Consider the following 24,833-nt stretch of genomic DNA (forward strand, 5'->3'; position numbering starts at 1 on the left):
GACAAAGTCAGCCACCCGCACCCGAAGATCGAGAGAATAGCAATGACCCATGATCCACCTCCCGTTCCAGGCAGTGAGTCACAACTCCAGCCCGCGCAGAAGCCGTAGAGTCCTAGTTCCGGTCCGATGCTCTAGCTAAGTCTTTGAAACTGCTCGTGTCACAGGGTCTCAAGTGTCACACGCAGAAGAACTTTAGTTTGGTTGAGCCTGAGTGCTGCGCCCGGAGAGGATCATAAGGTGCTGCCCACTGGCATCCGGACCGTCTGGCATGATCAGCACAGAAACGGCGTGGCCCTGAGAGGCCAAGGCATCGGCGGCATTGAAGGCGGACGTCTCGGCTTCCTCACGCGTGAGGTACGACATCCGGGTGCGATCCCCATAGGTGACCAACCACTCATTCTGAACTTGGAACACGACGAAACGCTCGGTGTGCGTCATGTGCATTGTCGCCTCCCCCTGAGGTGGGCAGGCCAACCCTAACATGCCCCTCGCCGGACTGGCTGACTGAAAAGGACAGCCTGCCGTCTACTCAGGGTAGGCGGCTACCCCGAAGGATAGCGATCCTACGACAGCGGCGAGTGCCCCCAGGATTGCTCCCGGTTCCATCACTGCCATCCGCGAGCCACGGCTTCAGCTCTATCCCAGCGAGTTCTCTTCAGAACCTGATGCACGAGCGAGTTCTTCTCGCGTTATTTGAGCCAGCTTTGGCCCAATGCGGGGCAGTCGTTCGAGCTGATCTGACACGGCCCTGAGCTGGTCGAGGGTTGTTATGCCTTCGTCCCTCAAGGTGTTCCACATGACGAGAGGGAGACGGAGGCCACGGATCGGGCCTCCCCAGCATTCGCTGAAGTGATTGCGCATTTGCGTCACTCCAAAACGCTCGGGATTGTGGCTTCCGAGCCTTGGGCGAGCACCCAGAAGTATAGGTTGATCTATGTTAATTGTGAGGCGGCGTGCAGAGGTGATGGATCGATGCAGCTATCATCTTGGACATCGTGAAAGCTGAGACGGACTTTGCCAATGTGCTGGGTTGGGTCGGCGGCCGCTCCGAGGCCAACCAATGGGTTCATCTCGCCCACGAGGCACTCTTCGGCATTGTCAGTCAGTCTGAGCCGTACCCGGCGGTGCCGCACCCGTGCCTCGAAGTCGTTGAGCTGGAACAGGGTCTCCCGATCCACGTCGGCATCGATGCGACCATAGCGATTGCCATCAGCGCCGGTAACAATCTGAATACCCTGCAGAAGGTGATAGAGTTCTGCTGGCCATTCAACGATGGGGGTCTGGCTCAATGGCATAGGTGCGCCGGTGTTTGATGATCCTTCAAGCCTTCACCACTCTAATCGAGGGCCATGCTGAGCGGTTCCATACAGGGGCTTACGGCATTCGCGGACGATGGTCTCATGCACGGAGCCGGTGCTTGGGCCGTGCCGTACCCCCTTTAAGCATCCTCGGCAGGATACCGGCAGCGCATTATTGAAATTGCCTGAAGCTTTCCACGAGGAGACGATGCCTTGTCGCACGGGAGAGGGCGATGAAAACGGCATGTGCACTCGGACTTGGCATTTTGTTTGTGTTGCAGGTGGCTCACGCCCAGCAGCCGCCTGCCCCGAAGTTGACCACTCTGGTTAGGTCCCCTGTGACAGGGCAGCCGGACAAGGAGTTTCTCCTGGTCAGCATCGAGTGGCCCGCTGGAACCGGGACACCCGTGCATACCCACCTGGGTGATGAACATGGAACTGTCCTTGAGGGTTCCTATACCGTCAAACAGGGTGACGGCGAATGGAAGACGATGAATGTGGGCGAGTCCTGGTCTGTACCAGCGAGTGTGGTTCACCAGGGCAAGAATGCAGCTCAGAGCACGACCAAGATGATCAACGCGTTCATCGTTGAAAAAGGCAAGCCCCTGATCCACCCCGTGCAGGGGCAATAGGCCATCAGGTCGCGCTGCGCTTACGCTTAGAAGGGTGGATCAATCCTCATCAGCGATACTTTTCCACTCGGCGACTTCTTCCGGTGTGGCCTTCCTTCTGCTGACCAGATCAGCCAGTAGATCAACCGGGAACGAGGCGCTTTGTTGTGCAGTTCTGATGAAACGATGCTCGTCTAGCTCAAGAAGGCGGATTGTCAGCTTGTCTGGCTGCTCTGAGTCATACTCGATGTCAAAGGAGTGATGAGAGCTGTTCTGCCCGTCTTGAATTGCGAGGGGAACATTGAGTGAGACGACTCGGTCCTCGGGCGCAGAAAATCCAAGGCGAGCTTCACCATTGAGGGAGTTGTTCATGTTGTTATTCGTTAGCTTTCATCCGTCGAGCGACGAATCTGAGGCATGATTGATAAGTTTAACTGTCTTTGGCGGTCAACGCTTTGTGGCGAAAACAAGTTCCGCCATGAAAATTGCACATTTCTGTTTGCAAGAAAAGACAATAGTTGAGGAATAACCTTTTGATGGTTTTCTTATTATAGGAAGATTTACTGAAATGTTGAGCCTTTATCACGCTGCGTGTACCCCTCAATAGCATCAGCCAAGAAGATCAAAGGAGATCGATGTAAAGGCACCCCCTCCAGGAAGATGTTAGGCTGAATTCTCTCTGATAGGAGAACAGCCTTGGGGATGTGACCAATCTCATCTGCCTTGAAGCTTTTCGTGAAGCTACCCGTGAGCTTGAGGAGGCTGAGCTCGGGTGCCGTCAGGCTGCACAAGGTTTAGCGAGCATACGCGAAGAATTGGAGCAAGCCCTGGATCATGCCTGCCGAGAGCAGTCATTCGGACCACTTGATCCCCTGTTCACCAAGGAAGAGGCAGCCCTGGCTCGATATGAGCAAGCAGCCTCCACGCTCACCGAGGCGGAAGAACGATGGTGTGCGCTGAGAGTTGCTTTGGCTTATGAGAGGGAGCTGATGCAGGAAGGGCAACTAGCGCGTAAGTGGATGAACTAAATACCTGTGGCGTGGAAGTAATCCCTAAGTGAGGATTGTCGGCGACGAGAGCTTGGCTAATATTCCTCTTAACCATGCCCCAGTACAAGCTCTTCATTTCCGATCAGCACCGTCGGATCAGGTATCCCAAGAGCCAAAACTTGCTCGATGTCGAAGCTGCCCGAAAGGTCGCCTTGAGGGTGGCGCAGGTCTTTATTGAAGTCGTGCCCTACTGGAATGATTTGTCGGCCGAGCAGCAGAATGACTTCGTGGTCGAGATTGACGACGAGAGCGGCCAGACCGTCCTGACAGTGCCGTTCAGAGAGGCCCAGGAACTTAAGTCCTAATAGACGTCAGGCATACCACCCCTCTAGCGATCATGAACAATCGCTGTCGAAGCCGTTTGGCTCTGCTTCAACCGACCGGGTGCATCCTCTTGGGCTATGGGGTGGCTCAGTCCGAGTTCAGCCCTGTGAGGAGGGTTCTTATGAGCTTCGGTTGGAGCAAGTTTGTTCTCGTTGCTTTTGCGGCTCTTGCACTTGGGGGTGCCGCTCAGGCGTCGGAAGTCACGGTTGCAATCCGCACCAATGATGCTGGGCGGCCTCAGCGGATTGCAGAATACGGTGGTGGGTTTGTTGGCCATAGGTACGACGAACACAGATACGGGCATCGTGATCCGGATAGCTACTATGGTCGCCCTGTTCCTGAGTGGCGTGAGAGAAGGCACCACCATGGTGGCTACCGAGGTATCCCAGTGGTGGAGCGGCACGAATGGCATCGGCCTGTGTTCGCTGGGCCGCGTTGGCACCATCAAAGAGGCTGCAAGATCATCATAAACGAGCGGGTGAACCGCTGGGGCGAGAGGGTTCAGGTGCGTAAGGAAATCTGTCGCTGAGCCTGATCATGCCTGTGCAGAGAGCAGGAGGAAGACCTCAGGACAAGCGTGGTTCTTGGTTCAGTAGCGTTCTGGGTGTCCCTTTCTGTTGAACTTGAGCCTGACGGATACCCACCATCAGGCTCCTTTCTTTTGGCCTCCAGCCAGCCGTAACCTTCGCCAACTTCTCAGCGACATTTCCCGGCCTCAGGCGGGTGTAGCGGCTCAGCATCTGAGGGTCACGGTGGCTGCTGATTGGTACTGCGTAAGGTGTGACTGCTCCTCACTGGTTCAGCACCTTGTAGATTCCTGCTCCTGAGACCTTATGAGCCCTCCAGCGTTGTCTTAGTGGGTTGCCAGGGAGGCTTCCCATGGACATCCACAACCTCAACTCTTTTGTGATCCCGCTGTTGGCAGCCCTTGGCTTCACCATCCTCGCGGTGCTGCTGGCCTTTTATTTGGGCTTTGCCTGGGATTGAACGACAGCCTTAAGGGCGCAAGGCTTGGTTTTAGCGATTTGAGCCGCTATGCCGCGATATGCTCAAGCTTGGACAAGACCTGCTCGGCCATATACGCAGGGCGAGTGACACTGCTTTCAATCAGCAGGAGGAACTGAGAAGACTCACCCATTAAATTGCCGACCTCAAGCAGCGCATCTCCGACCAAATCACGCGTATCCAAGAATTGGCTTGGGAAGCGTAAGACCCAGCGTCCGCAACGGAGGTCCTTCATGGAATGCAGGAGACGCTTGGAGACGGGTATAATCGCCGTGACTTACTGCTCAAGGTCCCCACACCGGAGCCGCAACCGGCCTGAAGTTCAAGCGTTACCTCCCGTCATCGATGCTCAGGAGGGTAGCCATGCCCGACAAGAAGCGTCTCCATTTGTGCGGCTGCATCGGGCTCGCCGTAGCGTCCTTCGGGCTGCTTGTTGCCATTGTCGCCCAGCCGATTCTGAGTGCCGTGTGGTCGCCATCCCTAGCCACTGCTCAGCTATCCAGGCAGATCTCACGGTGAGAGCCTCTGCTGAAGTATAAATTCCCCTACGCGAGTGCCTATCAGCAACAGGAATAGCAGTATGCTGCTCCCGGACTGACTAATTTAACAAACGTTATCATTGTCTGAAGACAAGGTCGTCAAGCAGAGTTGTCATAACAGGAACGATCTCAAGCATCCTTGCGTTTGACCTCCATAGATCAATGAGGTCATTCGATGCGAGTTATTTTTTCTGCTGCTCTTCTAGCGACTGTCGCTCTTCCTCTTGGTGCTCACGCTCAGACGGCCCATGAGGCCGCTGGTGCTGGCGCGGGTCTCGCGACCGGTGCTGTAGCCGGCGCAATTGTTGGGGGGCCCGTTGGCGCAGCTATCGGTGGAGCCATTGGTGCCATTGCTGGTGGGACTCTTTCGGGCCCTCAGACTGCTCGGGTTCAGCAATACGTTGTGACGCAAGGAACCCCATCTGCGTATGTTCAGGACCAGGTCGTCGTGGGAACGCCGATGCCACGAACGGTGAGCTCTTACCCGGTTCCTGCGGATGTGGGCGTGAACACCCAGCATCAGTACTCAGTCCTGAACGAGCGCACTGTCCTGGTTGACCCGCAGACCCGCCGAGTCATTCAGGTCATTGATTGATCGGTCTTGAGGCGAGAAGGAGGGCGGCCCGAGTGGTCGCCCATTTCTTCGATACGCCAAGCGGGAATATCAGGAGCACCTCCAGCGTTTACCTATAGCTACGCTTTAGGGGCGCTCAATGGACACTTACGAAATCAAGTCTATCGTGATCCCGCTGATGGTGGCGCTCGACCTCACCATTCTTGGGATCTTGCTCGGTGTCGTTCTAGGCTTTGCGTGGGAGTTGGACGCCTCACGCATTACAGCGGAGATCGCTTCAGAGCTGCCATCACAACAACCAACGTCGGCTGACCATATGACTGTGCCACGTTGATCGGCGAAGGGGCACTGCACGACCGGCCATTCCCTTGTGGCTGGGATATCCGCTCTGGTACGGCGCAAGTGGGAGGCCGACACGGCATCCAACGGCAGAACCACTTGGGTCAGCCCGCGTTGATGTATGTTAGTTCCATTCGGTGGGCTGAGGCTTGTTCAAGCGGCTACTTGGCTTCAGGGATGAGCCTCCTACAGCGGCATCGTCAATTTAACTGGAGAGTGACCGATAATCTCTTCCGCCGTCCCGCCAACACCAATGCCGCTGATCATCGCTGTGCACGCGCGCGGGCCTTTCAGGCTTGGGCTGAGACGACTGGCATCGCCGCTGGCTTCTGATCTGACGAACCAAGAGCGGCAGACCGACCTCAAGTCGTTAAATTGACGATGCCGACAGGAGATAAGCGCTGAGGTCACACATAAGGAGGTGAGGGGAGGGGTTCTGTTCCCTCAAACCAGGCGTGGATTGCGGCCTCGCGGGCGGTCTGCTCGTCCTCAAAGCCACGGTCAGTGGGCTTCTCGAAGCCGCAGACGTGGCACTGAACAGCAGCGATGAAGCCAAGGTCCCTCGTGGCAAAGCTCAGAACGGATGCTGCGTCGCAGGAACACTGTGGACAGAACCTCTGGCGCATGTGGTTCTTCCTTTCCCCAGCGATTACTGCTGGTTGAGGTGAGACAAGCGCGTATGGATACGCTTTCGAGCCGGGCAGTCTGCGACAAATTTGTGCAACGCACAATATCCAATTAAGGAAGTAGTGCTCATCAGAGCGGGGCATAAGGCCTTCGTTTGGGCCTACTATCTTGCCGCTTGGGATCTGAACGTTAAGCCGGTCGGGCACCGCTCCGGCGTTGGCAGTTCAGCACGTCGCTTCGCTTACTCTCGTTTCGTCCCGGTCATCTGGGACATAAAGATCTCCTGCATCTGCTCAAACCCTTTGAGGGTAGCGGGTAGCCAGGTCCTCAGCATGGCTTCAGGCTCCATGGCCCTGATGTTCGCCGTCATGCGTTCCTGCACCTCTCGCATGAGCTGCTCCTGCATGGGTTTCACATCCGGCAGGCCTAGAAAGGCCCGTGCCTCTTCAGGCGTGCACTCAACGTCCATGGTGATCTTCATCTGACATCCTGCTCCAGCATCAACAGATGGGCTGCCGAACGGTGGTCTTTTATATCGCGGCTGAGCTCAAACAAACGGGGCTACGCAGTACGACTGCTACTTGGATTGACCTCGGCCATCCTACTTTTCCATCACATACATGCCGGGTGCATCCAGCAGGGGTGGGTGCTTCGCGCTGCCCATCGGGGGCAGCGCGCTCTTTCGGCCTGAGCGGTCCGAAAGCCAGGCGGTCCAATCCGGCCACCAGCTCCCCTCATGGCGGCTGGCGCTCTGCAGCCACTGATCGGGGCTGCTCGCTGCCCCGTCGCCAGCCTCCCGCGTCCAGTAGGTTCCCTTGCCACCTGGTGGGTTGATGATCCCGGCAATATGGCCGCTGGAGGCACGGACGAACCGCACGTCTCCGCCGAACAGCTGAGTAATGCGCCAGGCTGCATCCCACGGCACGATGTGGTCCTTCTCTGCTCCTACGGCATAGGTGTCCTGGCCGATGCGGCCGAGATCAAGCACCTCGCCCTTGAGCGTGATCTTGCCTGGCTCGATCAGGTTGTTCTCAACATAGGTGTTGCGCAGGTACCAGCTGTGGGCGGCGCGGGCCATCCGGGTGCCGTCGCTGTTCCAGTACAGCAGATCAAAAGCCGGCGGCTTGCTGCCCATCAGGTAGTTGTTGACCACGTTGGCCCAGATCAGATCGTTCGAGCGCAGCAGGTTGAACATGTTCGACATCTCGCGGCTGTCGAGGTAGCCGCGCTCCATCATCTGCTGCTCGATCAGATCGACCCCTGGCTCGTCCATGAAGACGGCTGTATCGCCCACGCGCGAGAAGTCCTGCAGGGAGACCATGAAGCTGGCCGAGTTGAAGCGTTTGTCGCCCTTGGCCGCGAGGACCGCCAGCGTCATCGTCAGCAGCGTCCCACCGATGCAGTAGCCCATAGCATTGACGGTAGGGCTGCCGGTGATCTCGCGCACCACATCGCTGGCTTCCAGCGGTCCGAGGTCCATGTAGTCCTCAATGCCGATCTCATCCATGGAAGCGTCCGGGTTCTTCCAGGAGACCAGAAAGACCGTGAACCCTTGCTCTACCAGATAGCGCACGAGGCTGTTCTTCGGCTGCATGTCGAGGATGTAGTACTTGTTGATCCAGGGTGGCAGGATCAGCAGCGGCGTCTTGTGAACCTTCGCCGTTTTGGGCGCATACTGGATCAGCTCCATCAGGCGATTGCGATGGACCACCTTTCCGGGCGTGAGGGCAAGGTTCTTGCCTGGCGCAAAAGCCTCGGTGTCGACCATGCTCAGGCGCCCGGCCTGGAGATCGGCGGCCAGGTTGGCGGCCCCGGCTGCAATACTGGTTCCTCCGGTCTCGACGGCTCGTTGAAGAGCGACAGGGTTCGACAACAGGATCAGGGCAGGGCTCATGGCATCCACGAACTGGCGCAGATGGAAGTTGATGCGCTGCTGCTCGACCTCGTCCATGCCCTCCACACCGCCCTGCTGCAGTAGCCAATCGGACGCGAGCAGATAGATCTGCTGGAGAGTGCGATAAACAGGGTTGGCGTGCCATTCATGAGCAGCGAACCGCTTGTCTGTGGCAGAAGCTGGTCTTTCGGCTGACGATGAGCCGGCAAGACCAAGCCAGCGCTGCCCTGCTTCGTGCCACACGTCGAGCGCGGAGCGCCATAGGTCTTGGTTGAGGTCCACGACGTCCAAGGCTGTGCCTGGTTTTCTCAGTGAGCGCAACCAGACTATACGCAGAGCCCGGGCGATCTCAGCCCAGTCGACAGGCACGACCTCGCGCAGAGGATTGGCGTTCCACATCTGGTCGATGGAGCGAAGAGTAGGATCCTGTGACAGGCTCCTCTGGAGTTGATCGACACCTCCGTCGATCAGACTCGAAACAGGGTTGTCCGTTGTCATCTGCCACCACGCAGTCCCTGGGTCAGCCAACGCCTTAGCTGGGGTGGACATCTGGTCCATCCAGGAGGCCCAAAGCCTCAGCATCACATCGGGCCCGGGCATGTTTCTGCCTATCTGCCCTTGGACTTTATCCGCATCCTGCCCTGTCATGAGCGCCCTCCGCGTTTCTGTAGCTGCTGATCTCAGGTAAATCTCTGCCTTGCGTAAGCATCTAGGTGCCACTGCCTGCTCTGCCAGCGAGGTGTGGTAGGTGAACCAAGCGAAAGCGGATGAGCCGAGGGATGAATCCAACCGGCTCCGATCACCACGCCCAAGGCCATCAACTTGATGCTGGTGCAGCTCGGCGGCGCCCTCCCGTGCGAGTTCACCGGCCGAACCCGCTACCGCGCCTGGAGCATCGTGTAGGGCCTCTCTGGCTACGAAGGTGACGCCCCGTTGTTGCCTTACTGCCATGCTTCAGGGCTTCTTCACGAACCTTAACCGGAGAAGGCCACTTGTTTGAGGATCACGGAAGCACACGGATCAGTCTGGCCTGTCCTCAGTGCCACCAGATGTTCAAAGTCCGACTACGGAAGCTGCGGTTCGGCGCAGATCTGACCTGCCGCCTGTGCCGGCATGAGTTCTCGGCTCAGGAGGTTTCCACTCGTCCAGAAGTTCAGGATGCTCTGGCGCGCATCCATAGGCTTGTGCAGCGAAGAACACAGCCGGAAGAGCCGTGTCAGCCAAGAGATATGGCAGCATCCATGCCGCCTCAGCCTTGCAAGATTGTTGAGCATCGCGGCAGAGGGGGGAGCAGGGCTCCTTTGACATCAAAGCCTTGAACGCAGAAACCACCTTGGGCCCAGCCCTGTTCGGCGACTTCGTCTTTACCCTAGCACGTAGCCCTGCTGGCCCTACCTAGTCGCCCTGGGCTGACTCTAGCCCACACGTCACCTCGGGAAAAAGACGCTGAAGGATCACACAGGCAAGCATCCGCTTTGGCGCCGTTCCGGCATCGCATCTTCCTCGCTGTCTGGATTGCCAGCCTTGCTTCCAACTTCGGCGGGCTGATCCAGTCGGTGGGTGCGGCCTGGCTGATGACATCGATCGGTGCATCGGTCGATCTCATTGCCCTGGTGCAGGCCTCGACGACGCTGCCGATTATGCTGTTCTCACTTATGGCCGGTGCCATCGCCGACAACTTCGACCGGCGCAAGCTGATGCTCACCTCCCAGCTCTTCCTTCTGGCGGTCTCGATCGCCCTGACGCTGTGCGCCTACTTCGGTCTCGTGAAGCCCTGGCTCCTGCTGGCATTCACCTTCCTGGTCGGCTGCGGCACCGCCTTCAACGGACCCACCTGGCAGTCGCTGGTGGGTGAGATGGTGCCCCGCTCCGACCTGCCGGCTGCGATCGCCCTCAACAGCATGGGCTTCAACATTGCCCGCAGTGTCGGGCCGGCCTCGGTGGCCTCATCGTCGCAACTGTGGGCGCCTTCGCGGCCTTTGCCGTCAATGCCGTCAGCTATCTCGGTCTGATTGTCGTCCTGGCGCGCTGGCAGCCTCCCCGCCCGCCCAGGGCTTTGACGCCCGAAACGCTCGGGTCTGCCATGGCAGCCGGGATCCGCTATGTGGCCATGTCGCCCAATCTTGGTGTGGTGCTCCTGCGGGGAGCCGTGTTCGGCATCACGGCCATTGCCGTCCAGGCGCTGATGCCGCTCATTGCCCGCGACCTGATCCAGGGTGGTCCGCTCACCTTTGGCCTCCTGCTCGGGGCCTTCGGCGCCGGGGCGGTCGGTGGAGCCCTCTCGAGTACCCGTCTGAGGCAGGCCCTGTCCCTTGAGGCTCTGTTGCGGATTGCCTTCCTCAGCTTCGCCATCTGCGCGGTGGCCGCGGAATTGAGCTCCTTCGCAATCCTGACGATCGTCGCCATGGCTCTAGGTGGGGCTAGCTGGGTGCTGGCGCTCTCGAGCTTCAACGCCACCGTGCAGCTGTCCTCGCCCCGCTGGGTCGTGGGCCGTGCCCTCGCGCGGTACCAGATGGCGACCTTCGGCGGCATGGCCTTTGGCAGCTGGCTCTGGGGCGTAGCGGCTGAGGCATATGGGACGGCGGATGCTCTGCTGATGTCGGCAGGGGTGCTGGTTGCCGGAGCTGCCCTGGGCCTATGGCTCCCCTTGCCCGAGATGAAGACGCTGAACCTTGATCCCCTGGAGCGATGGAGAGAGCCTGACATTGCGGTGGACATTCTACCGCGGAGCGGCCTAGTCGTGATCACGATCGAGTACGCGATCCGGGAAGCCGATATGGTGGCCTTCCTCGCCGTGATGGAAGAGCGGCGGCGGATTCGGCGCCGGGACGGGGCGCGTCATTGGACGCTGCTACGCGATCTGGAGAACCCTGAGATCTGGATCGAGCGCTACCACAACCCGACTTGGCTGGACTACGTGCGGCACAACCAACGCATCACCCAGGCGGACGCGGCCGTGGGAGAACGGCTCCGAGCGCTGCATCAGGGACCAGGTCGGCCGCGCGTGCGACGCATGATCGAGCGGCAAACGGGTGGTCTGACGTCTGATCTGGGGCATCGCGTCCATGATCTGGCTGACCCGCTGACCGACCCGACACGGACATCCTAGGAAGATGTCATAGCAGTTCCAAGTTGCCCAGGCGGGAAAGCCTTTCCGGTTGCATTCGCGGGTAAGTCTTTGGGCACTACAGACCCGAATCGTGACCGACCTCAACTGAGCTCCCGGCTTACCCGGTCAGCATGATGGGTGTAAGGCAGGGATTCATGTTTACATTGGAGCACATCACGTCGCTTGAGCAGAGCATCAAGAAAAGCCGGTTCATCGCCGTGGCGGGTCCAGTTGCAAGTGAGCAGGAGGCCAAGACGTTCATGGCCGCCCATTCCGATCCGAACGCCAATCATAACTGCTGGGCTTGGCGGGTTAGTCAGACCTACCGGTTCAGCGACGATGGTGAGCCCAGTGGCACTGCCGGCAAGCCAATCCTGCAGGCCATCGATCGGCTCGAGCTCGACTATGTCGCGGTGGTCGTATTGCGGTGGTTTGGCGGGGTGCTGCTCGGCAGCGGCGGTCTTGGTCGTGCCTACGGCGGGACCGCAGCGGCCTGTCTGCGCGCTGCCAAGCGCATTGAAATCGTCCCGGTACAGGAAGCCACCATCTTCGTTCCGTTCTCCGACCTGGCGCTGGTCAAGGCCCGGCTTTCCAGTGCCTCGGGTGTTCAGATCCGCAACGAGAGCTTCACGGAAGCAGGCGTGACCATAACAGCGGATCTTCCGAAAGCAGCCGCCCAGCTCATCATCCAGATGATCACCGACATTACAAGGGAAGGTGCGTCGGTAGCGGTGAAGGAATGACCGCACTCCTGTCATTGTCCCTCGTCAGTGTGGAACTGATTGCGAACGGGTGGGGACGTCAGGCGCGGGCTGAAGGTGTTCCATGTCCGGGCAGGAGGCGTCCCCCAGTTTATCCGGTGCAATACGGGAACTTACCTTAATGTGAGCCGAGACCGTGGGTCCTAGCTGAGGCGTGCCCTGCGATAGGGATGACGGTAAGGCTCTTGCTCTTCCGACTGCGTGGAGAACCGGACGCGTTCTTACGTTCCGCAAAAGTGGATCATGCCGGGCAGTTCACTGGCAAAAAAGCGAAAGAAAGCCGCCGAGGCCGTGCATCCAATAATGGCCGATGTGGCCGCCCGACGCTCCATCTCAACCGCCAGAGAGGCTGCACTCAAGGGGCTCAGGGCATAGGTGATGATCTCGTCCATGAGCCTGAAGGAGACGCTGGGATACCAGACTTGGTGACCTGGCCCGCTGCTCTGGATCACGCCAACGGTGCGTTCGTCACTGTAGCCGGCCATCCGAATCTGTAACGTAGCCCGATAGAAAAGTTCCGCAAATGTGCAGACCTCAACCGGTTTCAGATCGAGGTGATCGATTGTGCCGTACACGGCAATGGTGTGCATGTGGATTGCCCCAGAGGCGACTTTGTGCGCCTTCTGCTGATTCGTGCCTTTGGCGCAGCCACGGAGCAACGGCGCGCATTGCCGCGGCTCCTCTCGTCTGCCTCCCACCATATCTTCACAGCAGGTTTCGCATCGGACTGAGTTTGACCCATTGGCCTTAAAAGATGTGAATGGCGAACACCTGCATCGTGAAGGGATGAGTGCCCCGGCTCACCTTTTTGTCAGCGACATGGCTGCATCGCCATAGCGCTTGCCAGCAAACTTTTCAGGCGCGAGCATGTCGCCGAGCGTCTTCAACTCGTCCGACGAAAGCGTAATCTCCGCAGCGGCGACGTTCTGCTCCAGATGCGCGATCTTCCGAGCTCCGGGAATGGGCACGATGAAATCCCCTTGGTGGAGAACCCAGGCAAGCGCGAGCTGTGCAGCTGTCACGCCCTTTGACGCCGCCATTTCCTCCAGCAATTTCACGAGCGAGGCGTTCGCGGCCATGTTCTCGGGACTGAAGCGCGGAAGCGTCCGCCGGAAGTCCTCGGAACCGAAATCCTCCGGTTTCTGGATCTTGCCTGTCAGGAAGCCGCGGCCGAGGGGGCTGAATGGCACAAAGCCAATCCCAAGGTCGCGACAGGTGTCGAGGATTTCGCCTTCCGGATCGCGGGTCCAGAGCGAGTATTCGCTCTGAAGAGCGGAAATCGGATGGACAGCGTGAGCCCGGCGGATATGGGCGGCCCCCGCCTCGGAAAGGCCGAGCGCGCGCACTTTGCCTTCCTTCACAAGGTCCGCCATCGCCCCGACGGCCTCCTCGATTGGCACCTGCGGGTCGACGCGGTGCTGGTAGAGAAGGTCGATCACCTCGACCCCGAGCCGCTTCAACGACGCCTCGGCCACTTCGCGGACATGCTCCGGTCGGCTGTCGAGCCCGGACATGGCGCCCGCGCCGCTCTTGCTCGTGTCGATCCGAAAGCCGAACTTGGTGGCAATCACCACCTTGTCCCGGTAGGGTTTCAGCGCCTTGCCCACCAGGATTTCGTTTTCGAACGGGCCATAGACCTCGGCCGTGTCGAAGAAGGTGACGCCAAGAGCGATGGCCCGATGAAGCGTGCGGATGGATTCCTGCTCGTCCTGGCCACCATAGGCGTGGCTCATCCCCATGCAGCCGAGCCCGACTGTCGAAACGGCGAGGTGAGGACCAAGTTTGCGCGTCTTCATCAGGTGATCCCTTCTGTTTCACACCATGGAGCCATACAGAAGTTCCTCGGTGCGGTTGGTGAGATCAAGAAAAATCAACCCAATTGGCAGATCCTCAGCCCTCCAGAAAGCAAACCGAACGTCTGGACCTGCGGGGGAGCGAACCCTTTCACGGCCATTCCTAAAGGCTCAAGTTGAAACGAACTGGACCTCTCACCAGCCGCCTAAACTTATTCTCTGCCTCGGATCTAATCTTTCGCTGCTTTTCTAATCTTTCGCTGCTTTTCTAAGCAAACGCCTGGGTTGCGCCATCCCATACCTTCATCGGCGGTCACTGGGCGTCAGTCCCACCAACAACATTGGCACGGTTCTTGCTTGTAGTCCCATGCTGCACCTGAACCAGGGCAGGCAAGGGAGAAGAACCTATGTCGATATTCAACATGACGCGGAGAAGCCTGATGGCGCTGGCAGCAGCGGCTCTGGTTTCGGGCGCCACGGCGGGAACCGCAAAAGCAGAGGAAACGATCAAGGTAGGGGTTCTCCACTCATTGTCGGGCACGATGGACATCAGCGAGACCACCCTGAAGGATGTCATGCTGATGCTCGTCGAGGAGCAGAACAAGAAAGGCGGACTGCTTGGCAAGAAACTTGAGGCAGTTGTCGTCGATCCGGCTTCCAACTGGCCGCTCTTCGCCGAGAAGGCCCGTGAGCTCATCAGCCAGCACAAGGTTTCCGCCGTCTTCGGCGCTTGGACCTCCGTCTCCCGCAAGTCCGTGCTGCCGGTCCTCAAGGAACTCAACAGCATCCTGTTCTACCCGGTCCAATACGAGGGCGAGGAGAGCGAGCGGAACGTATTCTATACGGGCGCTGCCCCGAACCAGCAGGCAATCCCGGCCGTCGACTACCTCGCTAAGGAGGAGAAGGTCGAGCGCTGGGTTCTGGCCGGAACGGACTACGTCTATCCCCGCACCACCAACAAGATCCTGGAGGCCTATCTGAAGTCCAAGGGCGTGAAGGCCGAGGACATCATGATCAGCTATACGCCGTTCGGGCATTCCGACTGGCAGACCGTCGTTGCCGACATCAAGAAGTTCGGCTCCTCCGGCAAGAAAACGGCAGTCGTCTCCACAATTAATGGCGACGCCAACGTGCCGTTCTACAAGGAGCTCGCCAACCAGGGGGTAAAGGCGACCGATATTCCGGTCGTAGCTTTCTCAGTCGGTGAAGAGGAACTCGCAGGCATCGACACGAAGCCCCTCGTTGGACACCTCGCAGCCTGGAATTACTTCCAGTCGGTCGATACTCCCGAGAACAAAGCTTTTATTGAGAAGTGGAAGGCCTACACCAAGAATCCGAAGCGCGTCTCGAACGATCCGATGGAAGCCCATGTGATCGGTTTCAACATGTGGGTGAAGGCCGTCGAGAAAGCCGGCACGACGGATCCGGACAAGGTGATCGACGCCATCGTCGGCATCAAGGTTCCGAACCTCACCGGCGGCGTCTCGGAGATGCTCCCAAACCACCACATCACCAAGCCGGTGCTGATCGGCGAGATCAAGGAGGACGGTCAGTTCGACACCGTCTGGCAAACCGATGATCTGGTAGCGGGCGATGCCTGGTCGAAGCACTTGGAGGGTTCGAAGGACCTCATCGCCGACTGGCAGACCGTCAAGTGCGGCAACTACAACACCGTGACGAAGAAGTGCGGTTCCTAGCCGTTCAAAGATGAGGGCGGCTGCTGCTGCCCTCACTCCCCTCCGGTCAAAGTCTATTTCATGATTTTCTTGCGCAATATCCTGCGGGCTCTCGTTCTGCTGCTTGGCATGGCCTCCGCCGCCTTGGCGGGACCTTACGAGGAGTCGCTGCCCAAATTCGCCAATGACAGCTATGCTGATACGGACGCCGCCATCGGTGCCGTCGCTGGCAGCGGCAACCCTCTGTCTATCGACGTCGTCGAGGCCCTGCGCGACGGGCGGCTTCTTGTCGGGTCCGGACAGGTCTTCGTTCGTCGGGCCTCTGGAGAACTCGTCAATGCAGCCACGGGTCAAGCATGGGGCAACCAAACTGGCGAGCTGAAGCCGGTCCGCGTCAACAACCGGGTGCGCCGCGCCATCGAGGCTGCGCTCGGCAGTCTCACATTGCTCAGCTCCGATGCGGCGAAGCGCTTGGAGGCTGCGCGCGCCGTGTTCCGCTCCCGGGATGAGGCAGCCCTTCCGACGCTGGAGAAAGCCATTGCGCAGGAGGGCCAGCCGCATGTCCGAAATGCCCTCGAGAGCGCCCGCGCTGCCATCCTCCTGAGCAAGCAGGATGCCCTGCCCGCGCAGAGGCTCGCTGCCATCGAAATCCTGCAGGCTCGAGGTGATCAGGAAGCTCTCGCTCTCTTGTCCAACCTGCCGTCCCACGCAACGCCTGAAGTTATAGCCGCTGCGGGGAAAGCGACCGACGGCATCCAGACTCGCCTCGCGTTCTGGGAAGCAGTCCAGAACGTCTGGTACGGCATCTCCCTTGGGTCCGTCCTGCTGCTGGCAGCCATCGGCCTTGCCATCACATTCGGCACCATGGGCGTGATCAACATGGCTCATGGCGAGATGGTGATGCTGGGAGCCTACACCACATTCATGGTGCAGGAAGTCATCCGCATCTACTTCCCTGGTCTGTTCGGGGCCTCGCTTCTCATCGCACTGCCGCTTGCATTTCTGGTTGCAGGTTTGGTCGGCGTGTTCATTGAAAGAACAGTCATCAGGTTCCTTTATGGGCGTCCTTTGGAAACCTTGCTCGCCACGTGGGGAATCTCCCTCATCCTGCAGCAGGGCGTGCGCACGATCTTCGGTCCTACCAACCGGGAGGTAGGGACACCCGCCTGGATGAGCGGAGCACTGGACATCGGGGCGATGAGCCTGACCTACAATCGCATCGCCATCGTGGTCTTTGCCTTTGCGGTCTTCGCCATTCTGCTCCTCGTGCTGCGATACACCTCGCTGGGGCTTTACGTGCGCGCCGTCACGCAGAACCGGCGCATGGCGGGCTCCATGGGCATCCGGACCAGCCGCATCGACGCGCTGGCCTTCGGGCTCGGATCGGGCGTGGCGGGCATCGCCGGCGTCGCGCTCTCCCAGATCGACAATGTCAGTCCCAACCTGGGGCAGGGCTACATCATCGACAGCTTCATGGTGGTCGTGTTCGGCGGAGTTGGGAACCTGTGGGGCACGCTGGTCGGCGCGATGACACTCGGCGTCGCCAACAAGCTGCTCGAACCCTACGCTGGTGCGGTGCTGGGCAAGATTGCCCTGCTCATCGCCATCATCGTCTTCATCCAGAGGCGTCCGCGCGGGCTTTTCGCACTCAAAGGCAGGGCGGTCGAAGCATGAGAACGCAATCCTTGTTCGATCGGCAGACCACTCTCGTTCTGTCGCTCCTCACCGCTGCCGCCATACTGGTCCCGGCTATGAACGTGCTGGCGCCCCCAGGATCGGCGCTGCACCTCTCGGACCATCTAGTGCCTTTGCTCGGTAAGTATGTCTGCTTTGCCCTGCTAGCGCTCTCAGTCGATCTGATCTGGGGTTTCTGCGGCATTCTCAGCCTCGGGCACGGGGCGTTCTTTGCACTGGGTGGCTATGCCATGGGCATGTACCTCATGCGCCAGATCGGGTCCCGAGGCGTCTATGGCGACCCAATTCTGCCCGACTTCATGGTGTTCCTGAACTGGAAGGAACTGCCCTGGTTCTGGCACGGCTTCGACTGGTTCCCCTTCGCTGCGCTGATGGTGCTGCTGGTGCCTGGAGCGCTCGCCCTGTTCTTTGGCTGGTTCGCCTTCCGCTCGCGGGTTACGGGCGTGTACTTCTCCATCATCACCCAGGCCATGACCTTTGCGCTGATGCTGGCCTTCTTCCGCAATGACATGGGATTGGGCGGCAACAACGGGTTGACTGACTTCAAGGAAATCCTCGGCTTCCCTGTTCAGGCGGGCTCGACGCGGATCGTGCTGTTCGTGCTTTCTGTCCTGGCGCTTGCGGGCGGCTATCTGCTGTGCCGCTGGGTTGTGGGCTCTACGTTCGGCAAGGTGCTCGTGGCCGTGCGCGATGCGGAGAGCCGCACGCGCTTCCTCGGCTACCGCGTCGAGCACTACAAGCTCGCCGTGTTCACCCTGTCCGCCATGCTGGCGGGCGTCGCGGGGGGGCTCTACGTGCCCCAGGTCGGCATCATCAACCCGAGCGAGTTCGCTCCCGCCAACTCCATCGAGGTGGTGATCTGGGTCGCGGTCGGCGGGCGCGGTACCCTCGCCGGCCCGATCGTCGGCGCGCTGCTCGTCAACGCGGGCAAGACCTGGTTCACCGGCGCGCTGCCGGAGTTCTGGCTGTTCGCCTTAGGGAGCCTCTTCGTCTTCGTCACGCTCTTCATGCCCCGCGGGATCCTCGGGGCAGCTGGGAGTCTCTGGGAGCGTTCAAGCCGAAGGCTGCTAGCAGGCCGCTCGCCCGAGCCTGTCACCCATGCAGCGGAGTGAGTAATGACCGCACCTGTTACGCCGACCCTGCTTTATCTCGACAACGTCACCGTCTCGTTCGATGGCTTCCGTGCGTTGAACGCTCTGTCGCTCACCATCGACTATGCGGAGATGCGCGCCATCATCGGCCCAAACGGGGCCGGCAAGACGACCATGATGGACGTGATCACTGGAAAGACGCAGCCCAACGAGGGCACAGCCTTGTTCGAAGGCGCCCATGATCTCACCGCCCTCGATGAGACGGCGATCGCCGAACTCGGCATCGGTCGCAAGTTTCAGACGCCGACGGTTTTCGAGATGCATACGGTCGAGGACAACCTGCTTCTCGCGCTGAAAAACAAGCGGGGGCCTCTCGCGACCCTGCTCTCGCGCCGCGCCAATCAGGAAAGGGAGAGGATCGACACTCTCCTGGAGCGGGTGCGCCTCACAGCGCAGCGCCATCGTAGGGCGGGCGAGCTGTCCCACGGGCAGAAGCAATGGCTCGAGATCGGCATGCTGCTGGCGCAGGAGCCGAAGCTCCTGCTCATCGACGAGCCGGCCGCCGGCATGACGGACCAGGAAACCGCCGACACCGCCGACCTTCTCCGTGACATCGCAAGGAGCAAGGCCGTGATCGTGGTCGAGCACGACATGACCTTCGTGCGCGATCTCGGCGTGAAGGTCACGTGCCTGCACGAAGGATCTGTGCTGGCCGAGGGATCGCTCGATGCGGTGAGCGCAAATGAGCGTGTGGTGGAAGTTTATTTGGGCCGATGACGATGCTTGCAGTCGAAAACCTGTCTCTCCATTACGGCGCGGCCCAGGCTTTGCGCGGCGTCTCCGTCGCTGCCACCGTGGGAGAGGTCACATGCGTGCTCGGACGCAACGGCGTGGGCAAGACGTCGCTGCTCCGTGCCGTCGCAGGCCATCGGCCCATCTCCGGCGGCAGCATTCTTTTCGAGGGACAGAACATAGCGCGTCTGAAGCCTTTCCAACGCGCAGCGCGTGGGGTCGCCTATGTGCCTCAGGGGCGGGAGATCTTTCCGCTCCTGACGGTGAAGGAGAACCTCGAAACGGGCTTTGCCCCGTTGAAGCGCGGCTCGCGGCAGATTCCCGAGGAGGTGTTCGACCTCTTCCCCGTGCTCAAGTCCATGCTGGGGCGGCGGGGCGGCGACCTGTCGGGTGGGCAGCAGCAGCAGCTCGCCATAGGGCGGGCGTTGGTGATGCGTCCGCGCCTCCTTCTGCTCGACGAGCCGACGGAAGGCATCCAGCCCTCGATCATCAAGGATATCGGCCGCGCCATCTCTTACCTCCGCGGTCGCAAGGACATGGCGATCCTGCTCGTCGAGCAATATTTCGACTTTGCCCGTGATCAGGCGGACCGCTTCGTGGTCATGGAGCGCGGCGAGATCGTTCAGCATGGCGACCGCGCAGCGCTGGAGGGGAACGATGTTCGTCAGCGCCTTGCCATTTAACGGCGTTCCCGCGCAGCGCCAGCGGGCCGTCGGCTGGGTTTCATTCGCTGCAGCCGCTGTCGACGGGCGGACAAGGCCGATGCGCATCGAGGAAAGCGGTTCCATGCGTATCCGTCTGCCGAGGGGAGCGGGGGCGGGATTGGGCGCCGTGCTCGTCAACACTGCAGGCGGTATTGCCTGTGGCGATCGCTTCACCGTGGAAGTCGAGGCACAGGCGGATACGAACGTGACGGTTGCGACGCCTGCCGCGGAGAAGGTCTACCGCTCGGACGGGCCTGTTTCCAATCTGCTGGTGAAGCTCACTGCAGGGGCAGGGGCTCGTCTCGATTGGCTCCCACAGGAGACGATCCTGTTCGACAACGCGAGGCTTGACCGGCAGCTTGAGGCGAATGTTGCCGAGGACGGGCGTCTGACCCTGCTGGAGGCTGTCGTCTTCGGGCGCAAGGCGAGGGCGGAGCGGATTGTCGATGGCCTCTTCATCGATCGTTGGCGCATCCGACGAGGATCGCAGCTCATTTATGCCGATACGCTGCGACTTAATGGAGCCATTGCCGACCTGCTGCAGAAGCCGAGCGTGGGCAATGGTGCCCGTGCCTTCGCAACCTTGATCCACGTTGCGCCGGATGCCGAGGCCCGCCTGGAGTCGGTGCGCGAGCAACTGCCCTCCGGGCAGGGCTGCGATGCGGCGGCAAGTGCATGGAACGGAATTCTCGCCGTGCGCTTCTGCGCGTTCTCCATCGAGGCGCTGAGAGCCGCCATCTGCCCGTTTCTCGTCACCTTTCGTGGCGAGTCCCTGCCTCGTGTCTGGCTCAGTTAGGACTCTGCAATGCAACTTACACCTCGTGAAAAAGACAAGCTCCTGATCGCCATGGCTGCCATGGTGGCACGACGACGCTTGGAGCGCGGCGTGAAGCTCAATCACCCGGAGGCGATCGCTCTCATCACCGACACAGTGGTGGAGGGTGCGCGCGACGGTCGCTCTGTCGCCGAGTTGATGGAGGCGGGCGCGCATGTTGTCACCGTCGATCAGGTGATGGAAGGAGTGGCCGAGATGATCCATGACGTTCAGGTCGAGGCCACTTTTCCCGATGGCACCAAGCTCGTCACCGTGCACCATCCGATCCGAGGTGCGGCCTCAAAGGATGTGCCGGGCGAGGTCATGGCACAGGACGGCGAGATCGTCTTCAACGGGGGCGCGGAGCAAACCGTTCTGACGGTGGCGAACACGGGCGATAGACCCATTCAGGTCGGGAGCCATTACCATTTCTTCGAGACCAATCCGGCCTTATCCTTCGAGCGTGAGAAGGCGCGCGGCATGCGTCTCGACATCGCTCCCGGCACGGCGGTGCGGTTTGAGCCCGGCTCGACGCGCGAAGTCGTTCTGATCCCGTTGTCCGGCAGGCGCGAGGTCTACGGCTTCCGCCAGAGCGTGATGGGGGCACTCTGATGACGAATGGAAGAAAGCCCGCATCGCTCCCGCGTGCCGCCTATGCCGATATGTTCGGCCCCACCAAGGGCGACAGGATCAGGCTCGCCGATACCGCACTCGTGATCAAGGTCGAGAAGGATTTCACCACCTACGGCGAAGAGGTGAAGTTCGGGGGCGGCAAGGTCATCCGCGACGGGATGGGCCAAGGGCAGGCGACCCGTGCCGAAGGCGCAGTCGATACCGTCATCACCAATGCGGTCGTCCTTGATCACTGGGGTATCGTCAAGGGCGATATCGGCATCCGGGGCGGGCGGATCACCAGGATCGGCAAAGCCGGCAATCCGGACGTGCAGCCGAATGTTGACATCATCATCGGCCCGGGCACGGAGATCATCGCCGGGGAGGGCAAGATCATCACGGCGGGCGGCTTCGACTCGCACATTCACTTCATCTGCCCGCAGCAGATCGACGAGGCCCTAATGTCAGGCATCACGACAATGCTCGGTGGCGGCACAGGGCCGGCGACCGGCACCTTCGCGACCACCTGCACACCGGGGTCATGGCATATCGCCCGCATGATCGAGGCTGCGGACGCGTTTCCCATGAACCTCGCCTTCACCGGCAAGGGCAACGCCTCACGCCCCGGTGCTCTTGAGGAGATGATCCAGGCGGGCGCCTGCGCTCTGAAGCTGCACGAAGACTGGGGCACTACGCCCGCGGCCATCGATTGCTGCCTCTCCGTGGCCGATGCCTACGACGTGCAGGTGATGATCCACACCGACACCCTCAACGAATCCGGGTTCGTCGAGGATACGATCGCGGCCTTCAAGGGACGCACGATCCACGCCTTTCATACGGAAGGGGCAGGCGGCGGCCACGCTCCAGACATCATCAAGGTGGCAGCGCTTCCCAATGTGCTGCCGTCCTCCACGAATCCGACGCGGCCTTACACGGTGAACACCATCGACGAGCATCTCGACATGCTCATGGTCTGCCACCATCTCGATCCGTCGATTCCCGAGGATTTGGCCTTTGCCGAGAGCCGCATCCGTAAGGAGACTATTGCGGCCGAGGATATCCTCCACGACATCGGTGCGCTCTCGATGATGTCATCCGACAGCCAGGCCATGGGCCGCGTAGGCGAGGTCATCATCCGCACTTGGCAGACAGCGCATAAGATGAAGGTGCAGCGCGGGCCGCTGCCCGGTGAGACCGGTGACAACGACAACCTTCGTGTTCGGCGCTATGTAGCCAAGTACACGATCAACCCCGCCATTGCTCATGGCGTGTCTCGGCATATCGGCTCGGTTGAGCCCGGAAAACTTGCCGATCTTGTGGTTTGGAGCCCCGCCTTCTTCGGGGTAAAGCCCGATCTAATCATCAAGGGCGGGGCCATCGCGGCGGCGCTCATGGGCGACCCGAATGCCTCCATCCCGACTCCGCAGCCGGTGCACTATCGTCCGATGTTTGGAGCCTATGGGCGTGCGCTGGCGGCAACCTCGCTCACCTTCGTGTCCAAGGCCGCTGTCGAGAATGGGCTTGCAGGCAGGCTCGGAGTCCAGAAGCAGCTCGTCGCTGTCGAGAATGTTCGCGGCGGCATCGGCAAGAAGGACATGGTGCTGAACGGCGCTACGCCGGTCATCGAGGTCGACCCGGAGACCTATGACGTTCGCGCCGACGGCGAGCTCCTTGTCTGCGAACCGGCCGAAGTCCTTCCCATGGCTCAACGCTACTTCCTGTTCTGATCATGATCCGCGCTACATCCATCATCCGCCGCGACGCCGTCGAGTCCGACCGCATCGTCGATATCATCACCCTCGACCACGGCGACCGCCATCGCCGCCGGATCATGCTGAACGCCGATGGCGGTACGACCTTCCTGCTCGACCTCGAGAAGGCCGACGTGCTGGAGGATGGGGACGCCATCCGCCTCGACAGCGGCTGGCTCGTGGAGGTGAAGGCGGCCTCCGAAAGGCTGATCGAGATCTGCACGCAAAATTCCCTGGATCTCCTCACCGTGGCCTGGCACATCGGCAACCGGCATGTGCCTGCGGAGATCACCAAGGAGGCGATCTACATCGCCTACGATCATGTGCTGCTCGACATGCTGCACGGTCTCGGAGCCAGGACGGAGATCGTCGAGCGCCCGTTCCGTCCGGTGCGCGGGGCTTACCATCAGCACGAGCACGGCGGGCATTCCGGGCACCATCATGGACACGGCCATGGGTGACGCGTTCCCCTTGCAGGCCGTGGAGCGGGGGCAGGGCATCCTGCCGCTGTTCGCCTGGCTTTCTCCTTCTTATCCCGTTGGCTGCTATGCCTATTCCCATACCCTGGAGTGGGCGGTTGAGGCAGGGGCTGTGGCGGACGAGGAAACGCTCATCGCTTGGCTGACCGACCAGATGACGCTCGGCTTCGGCCGCAATGACGCGATCTTGCTGAGCCATGCCTACCGAGCGGTTGAAGCGGGCGATAAGGCAACCCTTAGGGATGTCAATGAATTGGCCCTTGCGCTCTCCCCTTCCGCCGAACTGTACCTCGAGACGAGCCAGCAGGGGCGCAGCTTCCTCGATGCGACCCTGGCTGCGTGGCCAGCACCACGTCTGCTCAATCTGGACGGTGAGGTGGCATTCCCGGTCGCCATCGGCATGGCGGCTGCGGCGCATGGCGTTCCTCTGCCGCTAACTTTGAGCGCCTATCTCTTCGGGCTCGTGCAAACGCTCGTCTCAGCCGCCATCCGGCTCGCACCGATTGGGCAGACGGCAGGCATCCGCGTCTGCGCTGCCTTGGCTGTGACTGTGCAAGAGATCGCGCAGGAAGCCATTGACTTATCGCTGGATGATGTCGGCGGTGCGACCTTCCGGGCCGATCTCGGCTCCTTCCATCATGAAAACCAGTATACGAGGCTTTTCCGCTCATGAAATCCCAAACAGGACCTCTTCGCGTCGGCATCGGCGGGCCGGTCGGCTCGGGCAAGACCGCCCTGATGGAGGCGCTCTGCAAGCTCTTCCGCGACCGCTACGACATCTGCGCCATCACCAACGACATCTATACGAAGGAGGATGCACGCCTCCTGACAGTCGCAGGCGCCCTTCCGGTAGAACGCATCATGGGCGTGGAGACGGGCGGTTGCCCCCACACGGCAATCCGAGAGGATGCCTCGATCAACCTGGCTGCCATCGCGACCATGTGCAAACGCTTTCCTGAGCTCGACATCGTGCTAGTGGAGTCCGGCGGCGACAATCTGTCGGCAACTTTCTCGCCCGAACTCGCGGATCTGACGATCTATGTCATCGACGTTGCGGGCGGTGAGAAGATCCCACGTAAGGGGGGCCCAGGCATCACCCGCTCGGACCTTCTGGTGATCAACAAGATCGATCTTGCACCTTATGTCGGTGCCGACCTTGCTGTCATGGAGGAGGACACGAAGCGAATGCGCAAACAGCGTCCGTATGTCTTCAGCAATATCCGCGCCGGCATCGGTGTGGATTCTATCGCGAAGTTTATCGAACAGGCCGGCGGCTTGGCCGCGGCCGCATAGGGG

Annotated in this window: 27 protein-coding genes and 1 pseudogene; 22 read left to right on the top strand and 6 right to left on the bottom strand. The window is 60.4% G+C overall.

Translation table 11 applies throughout. The annotated features are described in order from the left end of the window. Positions 1-192 precede the first annotated feature (192 nt). Positions 193-444: a hypothetical protein gene (locus IC232_RS22560; RefSeq protein ID WP_190847205.1), complete on the bottom strand. Its 252-nt coding sequence runs from the start codon at positions 442-444 to the stop codon at positions 193-195. Positions 445-986: 542 nt separating this feature from the next. On the opposite strand from IC232_RS22560, the gene IC232_RS22565 reads away from it, so the two are divergent. Continuing rightward, positions 987-1,313: a hypothetical protein gene (locus IC232_RS22565; RefSeq protein WP_190847206.1), complete on the top strand. Its 327-nt coding sequence runs from the start codon at positions 987-989 to the stop codon at positions 1,311-1,313. Positions 1,314-1,531: 218 nt separating this feature from the next. Next, positions 1,532-1,930 carry a cupin domain-containing protein gene (locus tag IC232_RS22570; RefSeq protein WP_190847207.1) on the top strand — a complete coding sequence of 133 codons (399 nt, stop codon included), beginning with the start codon at positions 1,532-1,534 and terminating at the stop codon, positions 1,928-1,930. 39 nt (positions 1,931-1,969) lie between these two features. Here IC232_RS22570 and IC232_RS22575 read toward each other — a convergent pair whose 3' ends face one another. Continuing rightward, positions 1,970-2,281, bottom strand: a complete 312-nt coding sequence (locus tag IC232_RS22575) for a hypothetical protein (protein WP_190847208.1) — start codon at positions 2,279-2,281, stop codon at positions 1,970-1,972. Positions 2,282-2,613: 332 nt separating this feature from the next. Between IC232_RS22575 and IC232_RS22580 the strand changes: the two genes are divergently transcribed. The 6 genes from IC232_RS22580 to IC232_RS22605 all read left to right on the top strand — a co-directional run bounded on the left by IC232_RS22580 (position 2,614) and on the right by IC232_RS22605 (position 5,734). Continuing rightward, positions 2,614-2,937: a hypothetical protein gene (locus IC232_RS22580; protein ID WP_190847209.1), complete on the top strand. Its 324-nt coding sequence runs from the start codon at positions 2,614-2,616 to the stop codon at positions 2,935-2,937. 74 nt (positions 2,938-3,011) lie between these two features. After that, on the top strand, positions 3,012-3,263 hold the full coding sequence (locus tag IC232_RS22585) for a DUF6894 family protein (RefSeq protein ID WP_409564955.1): 252 nt from the start codon (positions 3,012-3,014) through the stop codon (positions 3,261-3,263). Positions 3,264-3,488: 225 nt separating this feature from the next. Beyond that, a complete protein-coding gene (locus IC232_RS22590; RefSeq protein WP_190847211.1) occupies positions 3,489-3,752 on the top strand; it encodes a hypothetical protein in 264 nt (87 codons plus the stop codon). A gap of 898 nt (positions 3,753-4,650) precedes the next feature. Continuing rightward, on the top strand, positions 4,651-4,806 hold the full coding sequence (locus IC232_RS22595; protein ID WP_190847212.1) for a hypothetical protein: 156 nt from the start codon (positions 4,651-4,653) through the stop codon (positions 4,804-4,806). A 195-nt stretch (positions 4,807-5,001) separates the two neighbouring features. Continuing rightward, positions 5,002-5,421 carry a DUF1236 domain-containing protein gene (locus IC232_RS22600; RefSeq protein ID WP_190847213.1) on the top strand — a complete coding sequence of 140 codons (420 nt, stop codon included), beginning with the start codon at positions 5,002-5,004 and terminating at the stop codon, positions 5,419-5,421. A gap of 118 nt (positions 5,422-5,539) precedes the next feature. After that, the gene (locus tag IC232_RS22605; protein ID WP_190847214.1) at positions 5,540-5,734 is read left to right on the top strand and encodes a hypothetical protein; all 195 of its coding nucleotides are present in this window, start codon (positions 5,540-5,542) and stop codon (positions 5,732-5,734) included. Positions 5,735-6,607: 873 nt separating this feature from the next. Here IC232_RS22605 and IC232_RS22610 read toward each other — a convergent pair. Together IC232_RS22610 and IC232_RS22615 are read right to left on the bottom strand one after the other, a co-directional pair. Then, positions 6,608-6,847 carry a DUF6489 family protein gene (locus IC232_RS22610; protein ID WP_190847215.1) on the bottom strand — a complete coding sequence of 80 codons (240 nt, stop codon included), beginning with the start codon at positions 6,845-6,847 and terminating at the stop codon, positions 6,608-6,610. A gap of 120 nt (positions 6,848-6,967) precedes the next feature. Further along, entirely contained in the window at positions 6,968-8,809 is a 1,842-nt protein-coding gene (locus tag IC232_RS22615; RefSeq protein ID WP_246812343.1) for a PHA/PHB synthase family protein, read from the bottom strand. A gap of 249 nt (positions 8,810-9,058) precedes the next feature. Here IC232_RS22615 and IC232_RS22620 point away from each other — a divergent pair, with 249 nt between their 5' ends. The 3 genes and pseudogenes from IC232_RS22620 (at position 9,059) to IC232_RS22630 (ending at position 12,112) form a co-directional block, all read left to right on the top strand. Continuing rightward, positions 9,059-9,163 carry a helix-turn-helix domain-containing protein gene (locus IC232_RS22620; RefSeq protein WP_312895224.1) on the top strand — a complete coding sequence of 35 codons (105 nt, stop codon included), beginning with the start codon at positions 9,059-9,061 and terminating at the stop codon, positions 9,161-9,163. A 506-nt stretch (positions 9,164-9,669) separates the two neighbouring features. Beyond that, positions 9,670-11,369 (top strand): annotated as a pseudogene (locus IC232_RS22625) (MFS transporter). 155 nt (positions 11,370-11,524) lie between these two features. Further along, entirely contained in the window at positions 11,525-12,112 is a 588-nt protein-coding gene (locus IC232_RS22630; protein WP_190847217.1) for an IMPACT family protein, read from the top strand. A 239-nt stretch (positions 12,113-12,351) separates the two neighbouring features. On the opposite strand, the gene IC232_RS22635 is transcribed toward IC232_RS22630, so the two are convergent. Next, entirely contained in the window at positions 12,352-12,720 is a 369-nt protein-coding gene (locus IC232_RS22635) for a hypothetical protein (protein WP_190847218.1), read from the bottom strand. 210 nt (positions 12,721-12,930) lie between these two features. After that, entirely contained in the window at positions 12,931-13,926 is a 996-nt protein-coding gene (locus IC232_RS22640) for an aldo/keto reductase (RefSeq protein WP_190847219.1), read from the bottom strand. A gap of 437 nt (positions 13,927-14,363) precedes the next feature. Here IC232_RS22640 and urtA point away from each other — a divergent pair, with 437 nt between their 5' ends. From urtA to ureG, 11 genes are read left to right on the top strand one after another with little or no spacing between them, the layout of a single operon-like run. Next, positions 14,364-15,620, top strand: a complete 1,257-nt coding sequence (urtA, locus tag IC232_RS22645) for an urea ABC transporter substrate-binding protein (RefSeq protein ID WP_246812344.1) — start codon at positions 14,364-14,366, stop codon at positions 15,618-15,620. A gap of 60 nt (positions 15,621-15,680) precedes the next feature. Next, a complete protein-coding gene (gene urtB / locus IC232_RS22650) occupies positions 15,681-17,273 on the top strand; it encodes an urea ABC transporter permease subunit UrtB (protein ID WP_190847221.1) in 1,593 nt (530 codons plus the stop codon). Continuing rightward, the gene (gene urtC / locus IC232_RS22655; RefSeq protein ID WP_190847222.1) at positions 17,270-18,406 is read left to right on the top strand and encodes an urea ABC transporter permease subunit UrtC; all 1,137 of its coding nucleotides are present in this window, start codon (positions 17,270-17,272) and stop codon (positions 18,404-18,406) included. The genes urtB and urtC overlap by 4 nt, the downstream gene beginning before the upstream one ends. A gap of 3 nt (positions 18,407-18,409) precedes the next feature. Then, positions 18,410-19,162 carry an urea ABC transporter ATP-binding protein UrtD gene (urtD, locus tag IC232_RS22660; protein ID WP_190847223.1) on the top strand — a complete coding sequence of 251 codons (753 nt, stop codon included), beginning with the start codon at positions 18,410-18,412 and terminating at the stop codon, positions 19,160-19,162. A gap of 2 nt (positions 19,163-19,164) precedes the next feature. Then, the gene (gene urtE / locus IC232_RS22665) at positions 19,165-19,860 is read left to right on the top strand and encodes an urea ABC transporter ATP-binding subunit UrtE (RefSeq protein WP_190847260.1); all 696 of its coding nucleotides are present in this window, start codon (positions 19,165-19,167) and stop codon (positions 19,858-19,860) included. Then, a complete protein-coding gene (locus tag IC232_RS22670; protein ID WP_190847224.1) occupies positions 19,835-20,677 on the top strand; it encodes an urease accessory protein UreD in 843 nt (280 codons plus the stop codon). The genes urtE and IC232_RS22670 overlap by 26 nt, the downstream gene beginning before the upstream one ends. A 9-nt stretch (positions 20,678-20,686) precedes the next feature. After that, on the top strand, positions 20,687-21,307 hold the full coding sequence (locus tag IC232_RS22675; protein WP_190847225.1) for an urease subunit gamma: 621 nt from the start codon (positions 20,687-20,689) through the stop codon (positions 21,305-21,307). Next, positions 21,307-23,034 (top strand): urease subunit alpha, encoded by a 1,728-nt coding sequence (ureC, locus tag IC232_RS22680; protein ID WP_190847226.1) that lies wholly within the window; start codon positions 21,307-21,309, stop codon positions 23,032-23,034. Before IC232_RS22675 ends, ureC begins: the two co-directional genes overlap by 1 nt. A gap of 2 nt (positions 23,035-23,036) precedes the next feature. After that, on the top strand, positions 23,037-23,519 hold the full coding sequence (locus IC232_RS22685) for an urease accessory protein UreE (RefSeq protein WP_190847227.1): 483 nt from the start codon (positions 23,037-23,039) through the stop codon (positions 23,517-23,519). Continuing rightward, positions 23,512-24,210: an urease accessory protein UreF gene (locus IC232_RS22690; RefSeq protein ID WP_246812345.1), complete on the top strand. Its 699-nt coding sequence runs from the start codon at positions 23,512-23,514 to the stop codon at positions 24,208-24,210. The genes IC232_RS22685 and IC232_RS22690 overlap by 8 nt, the downstream gene beginning before the upstream one ends. Further along, on the top strand, positions 24,207-24,830 hold the full coding sequence (gene ureG, locus IC232_RS22695; RefSeq protein WP_190847229.1) for an urease accessory protein UreG: 624 nt from the start codon (positions 24,207-24,209) through the stop codon (positions 24,828-24,830). Before IC232_RS22690 ends, ureG begins: the two co-directional genes overlap by 4 nt. The last annotated feature ends 3 nt before the right edge of the window (positions 24,831-24,833 follow it).

Source organism: Microvirga sp., from assembly GCF_014699075.1.
GTDB lineage: Bacteria > Pseudomonadota > Alphaproteobacteria > Rhizobiales > Beijerinckiaceae > Microvirga.

Coding starts and splice junctions, on each gene's coding strand:
- IC232_RS22560 (WP_190847205.1), bottom strand. CDS start 444: ATGCACATGACGCACACCGAGCGTTTCGTCGTGTTCCAAGTTCAGAAT.
- IC232_RS22570 (WP_190847207.1), top strand. CDS start 1,532: ATGAAAACGGCATGTGCACTCGGACTTGGCATTTTGTTTGTGTTGCAG.
- IC232_RS22575 (WP_190847208.1), bottom strand. CDS start 2,281: ATGAACAACTCCCTCAATGGTGAAGCTCGCCTTGGATTTTCTGCGCCC.
- IC232_RS22585 (WP_409564955.1), top strand. CDS start 3,012: ATGCCCCAGTACAAGCTCTTCATTTCCGATCAGCACCGTCGGATCAGG.
- IC232_RS22595 (WP_190847212.1), top strand. CDS start 4,651: ATGCCCGACAAGAAGCGTCTCCATTTGTGCGGCTGCATCGGGCTCGCC.
- IC232_RS22600 (WP_190847213.1), top strand. CDS start 5,002: ATGCGAGTTATTTTTTCTGCTGCTCTTCTAGCGACTGTCGCTCTTCCT.
- IC232_RS22605 (WP_190847214.1), top strand. CDS start 5,540: ATGGACACTTACGAAATCAAGTCTATCGTGATCCCGCTGATGGTGGCG.
- IC232_RS22610 (WP_190847215.1), bottom strand. CDS start 6,847: ATGAAGATCACCATGGACGTTGAGTGCACGCCTGAAGAGGCACGGGCC.
- IC232_RS22615 (WP_246812343.1), bottom strand. CDS start 8,809: ATGTCCACCCCAGCTAAGGCGTTGGCTGACCCAGGGACTGCGTGGTGG.
- IC232_RS22630 (WP_190847217.1), top strand. CDS start 11,525: ATGTTTACATTGGAGCACATCACGTCGCTTGAGCAGAGCATCAAGAAA.
- IC232_RS22635 (WP_190847218.1), bottom strand. CDS start 12,720: ATGCACACCATTGCCGTGTACGGCACAATCGATCACCTCGATCTGAAA.
- IC232_RS22640 (WP_190847219.1), bottom strand. CDS start 13,926: ATGAAGACGCGCAAACTTGGTCCTCACCTCGCCGTTTCGACAGTCGGG.
- urtA (WP_246812344.1), top strand. CDS start 14,364: ATGGCGCTGGCAGCAGCGGCTCTGGTTTCGGGCGCCACGGCGGGAACC.
- urtB (WP_190847221.1), top strand. CDS start 15,681: ATGATTTTCTTGCGCAATATCCTGCGGGCTCTCGTTCTGCTGCTTGGC.
- urtC (WP_190847222.1), top strand. CDS start 17,270: ATGAGAACGCAATCCTTGTTCGATCGGCAGACCACTCTCGTTCTGTCG.
- urtD (WP_190847223.1), top strand. CDS start 18,410: ATGACCGCACCTGTTACGCCGACCCTGCTTTATCTCGACAACGTCACC.
- urtE (WP_190847260.1), top strand. CDS start 19,165: ATGCTTGCAGTCGAAAACCTGTCTCTCCATTACGGCGCGGCCCAGGCT.
- IC232_RS22670 (WP_190847224.1), top strand. CDS start 19,835: ATGTTCGTCAGCGCCTTGCCATTTAACGGCGTTCCCGCGCAGCGCCAG.
- IC232_RS22675 (WP_190847225.1), top strand. CDS start 20,687: ATGCAACTTACACCTCGTGAAAAAGACAAGCTCCTGATCGCCATGGCT.
- ureC (WP_190847226.1), top strand. CDS start 21,307: ATGACGAATGGAAGAAAGCCCGCATCGCTCCCGCGTGCCGCCTATGCC.
- IC232_RS22685 (WP_190847227.1), top strand. CDS start 23,037: ATGATCCGCGCTACATCCATCATCCGCCGCGACGCCGTCGAGTCCGAC.
- IC232_RS22690 (WP_246812345.1), top strand. CDS start 23,512: ATGGGTGACGCGTTCCCCTTGCAGGCCGTGGAGCGGGGGCAGGGCATC.
- ureG (WP_190847229.1), top strand. CDS start 24,207: ATGAAATCCCAAACAGGACCTCTTCGCGTCGGCATCGGCGGGCCGGTC.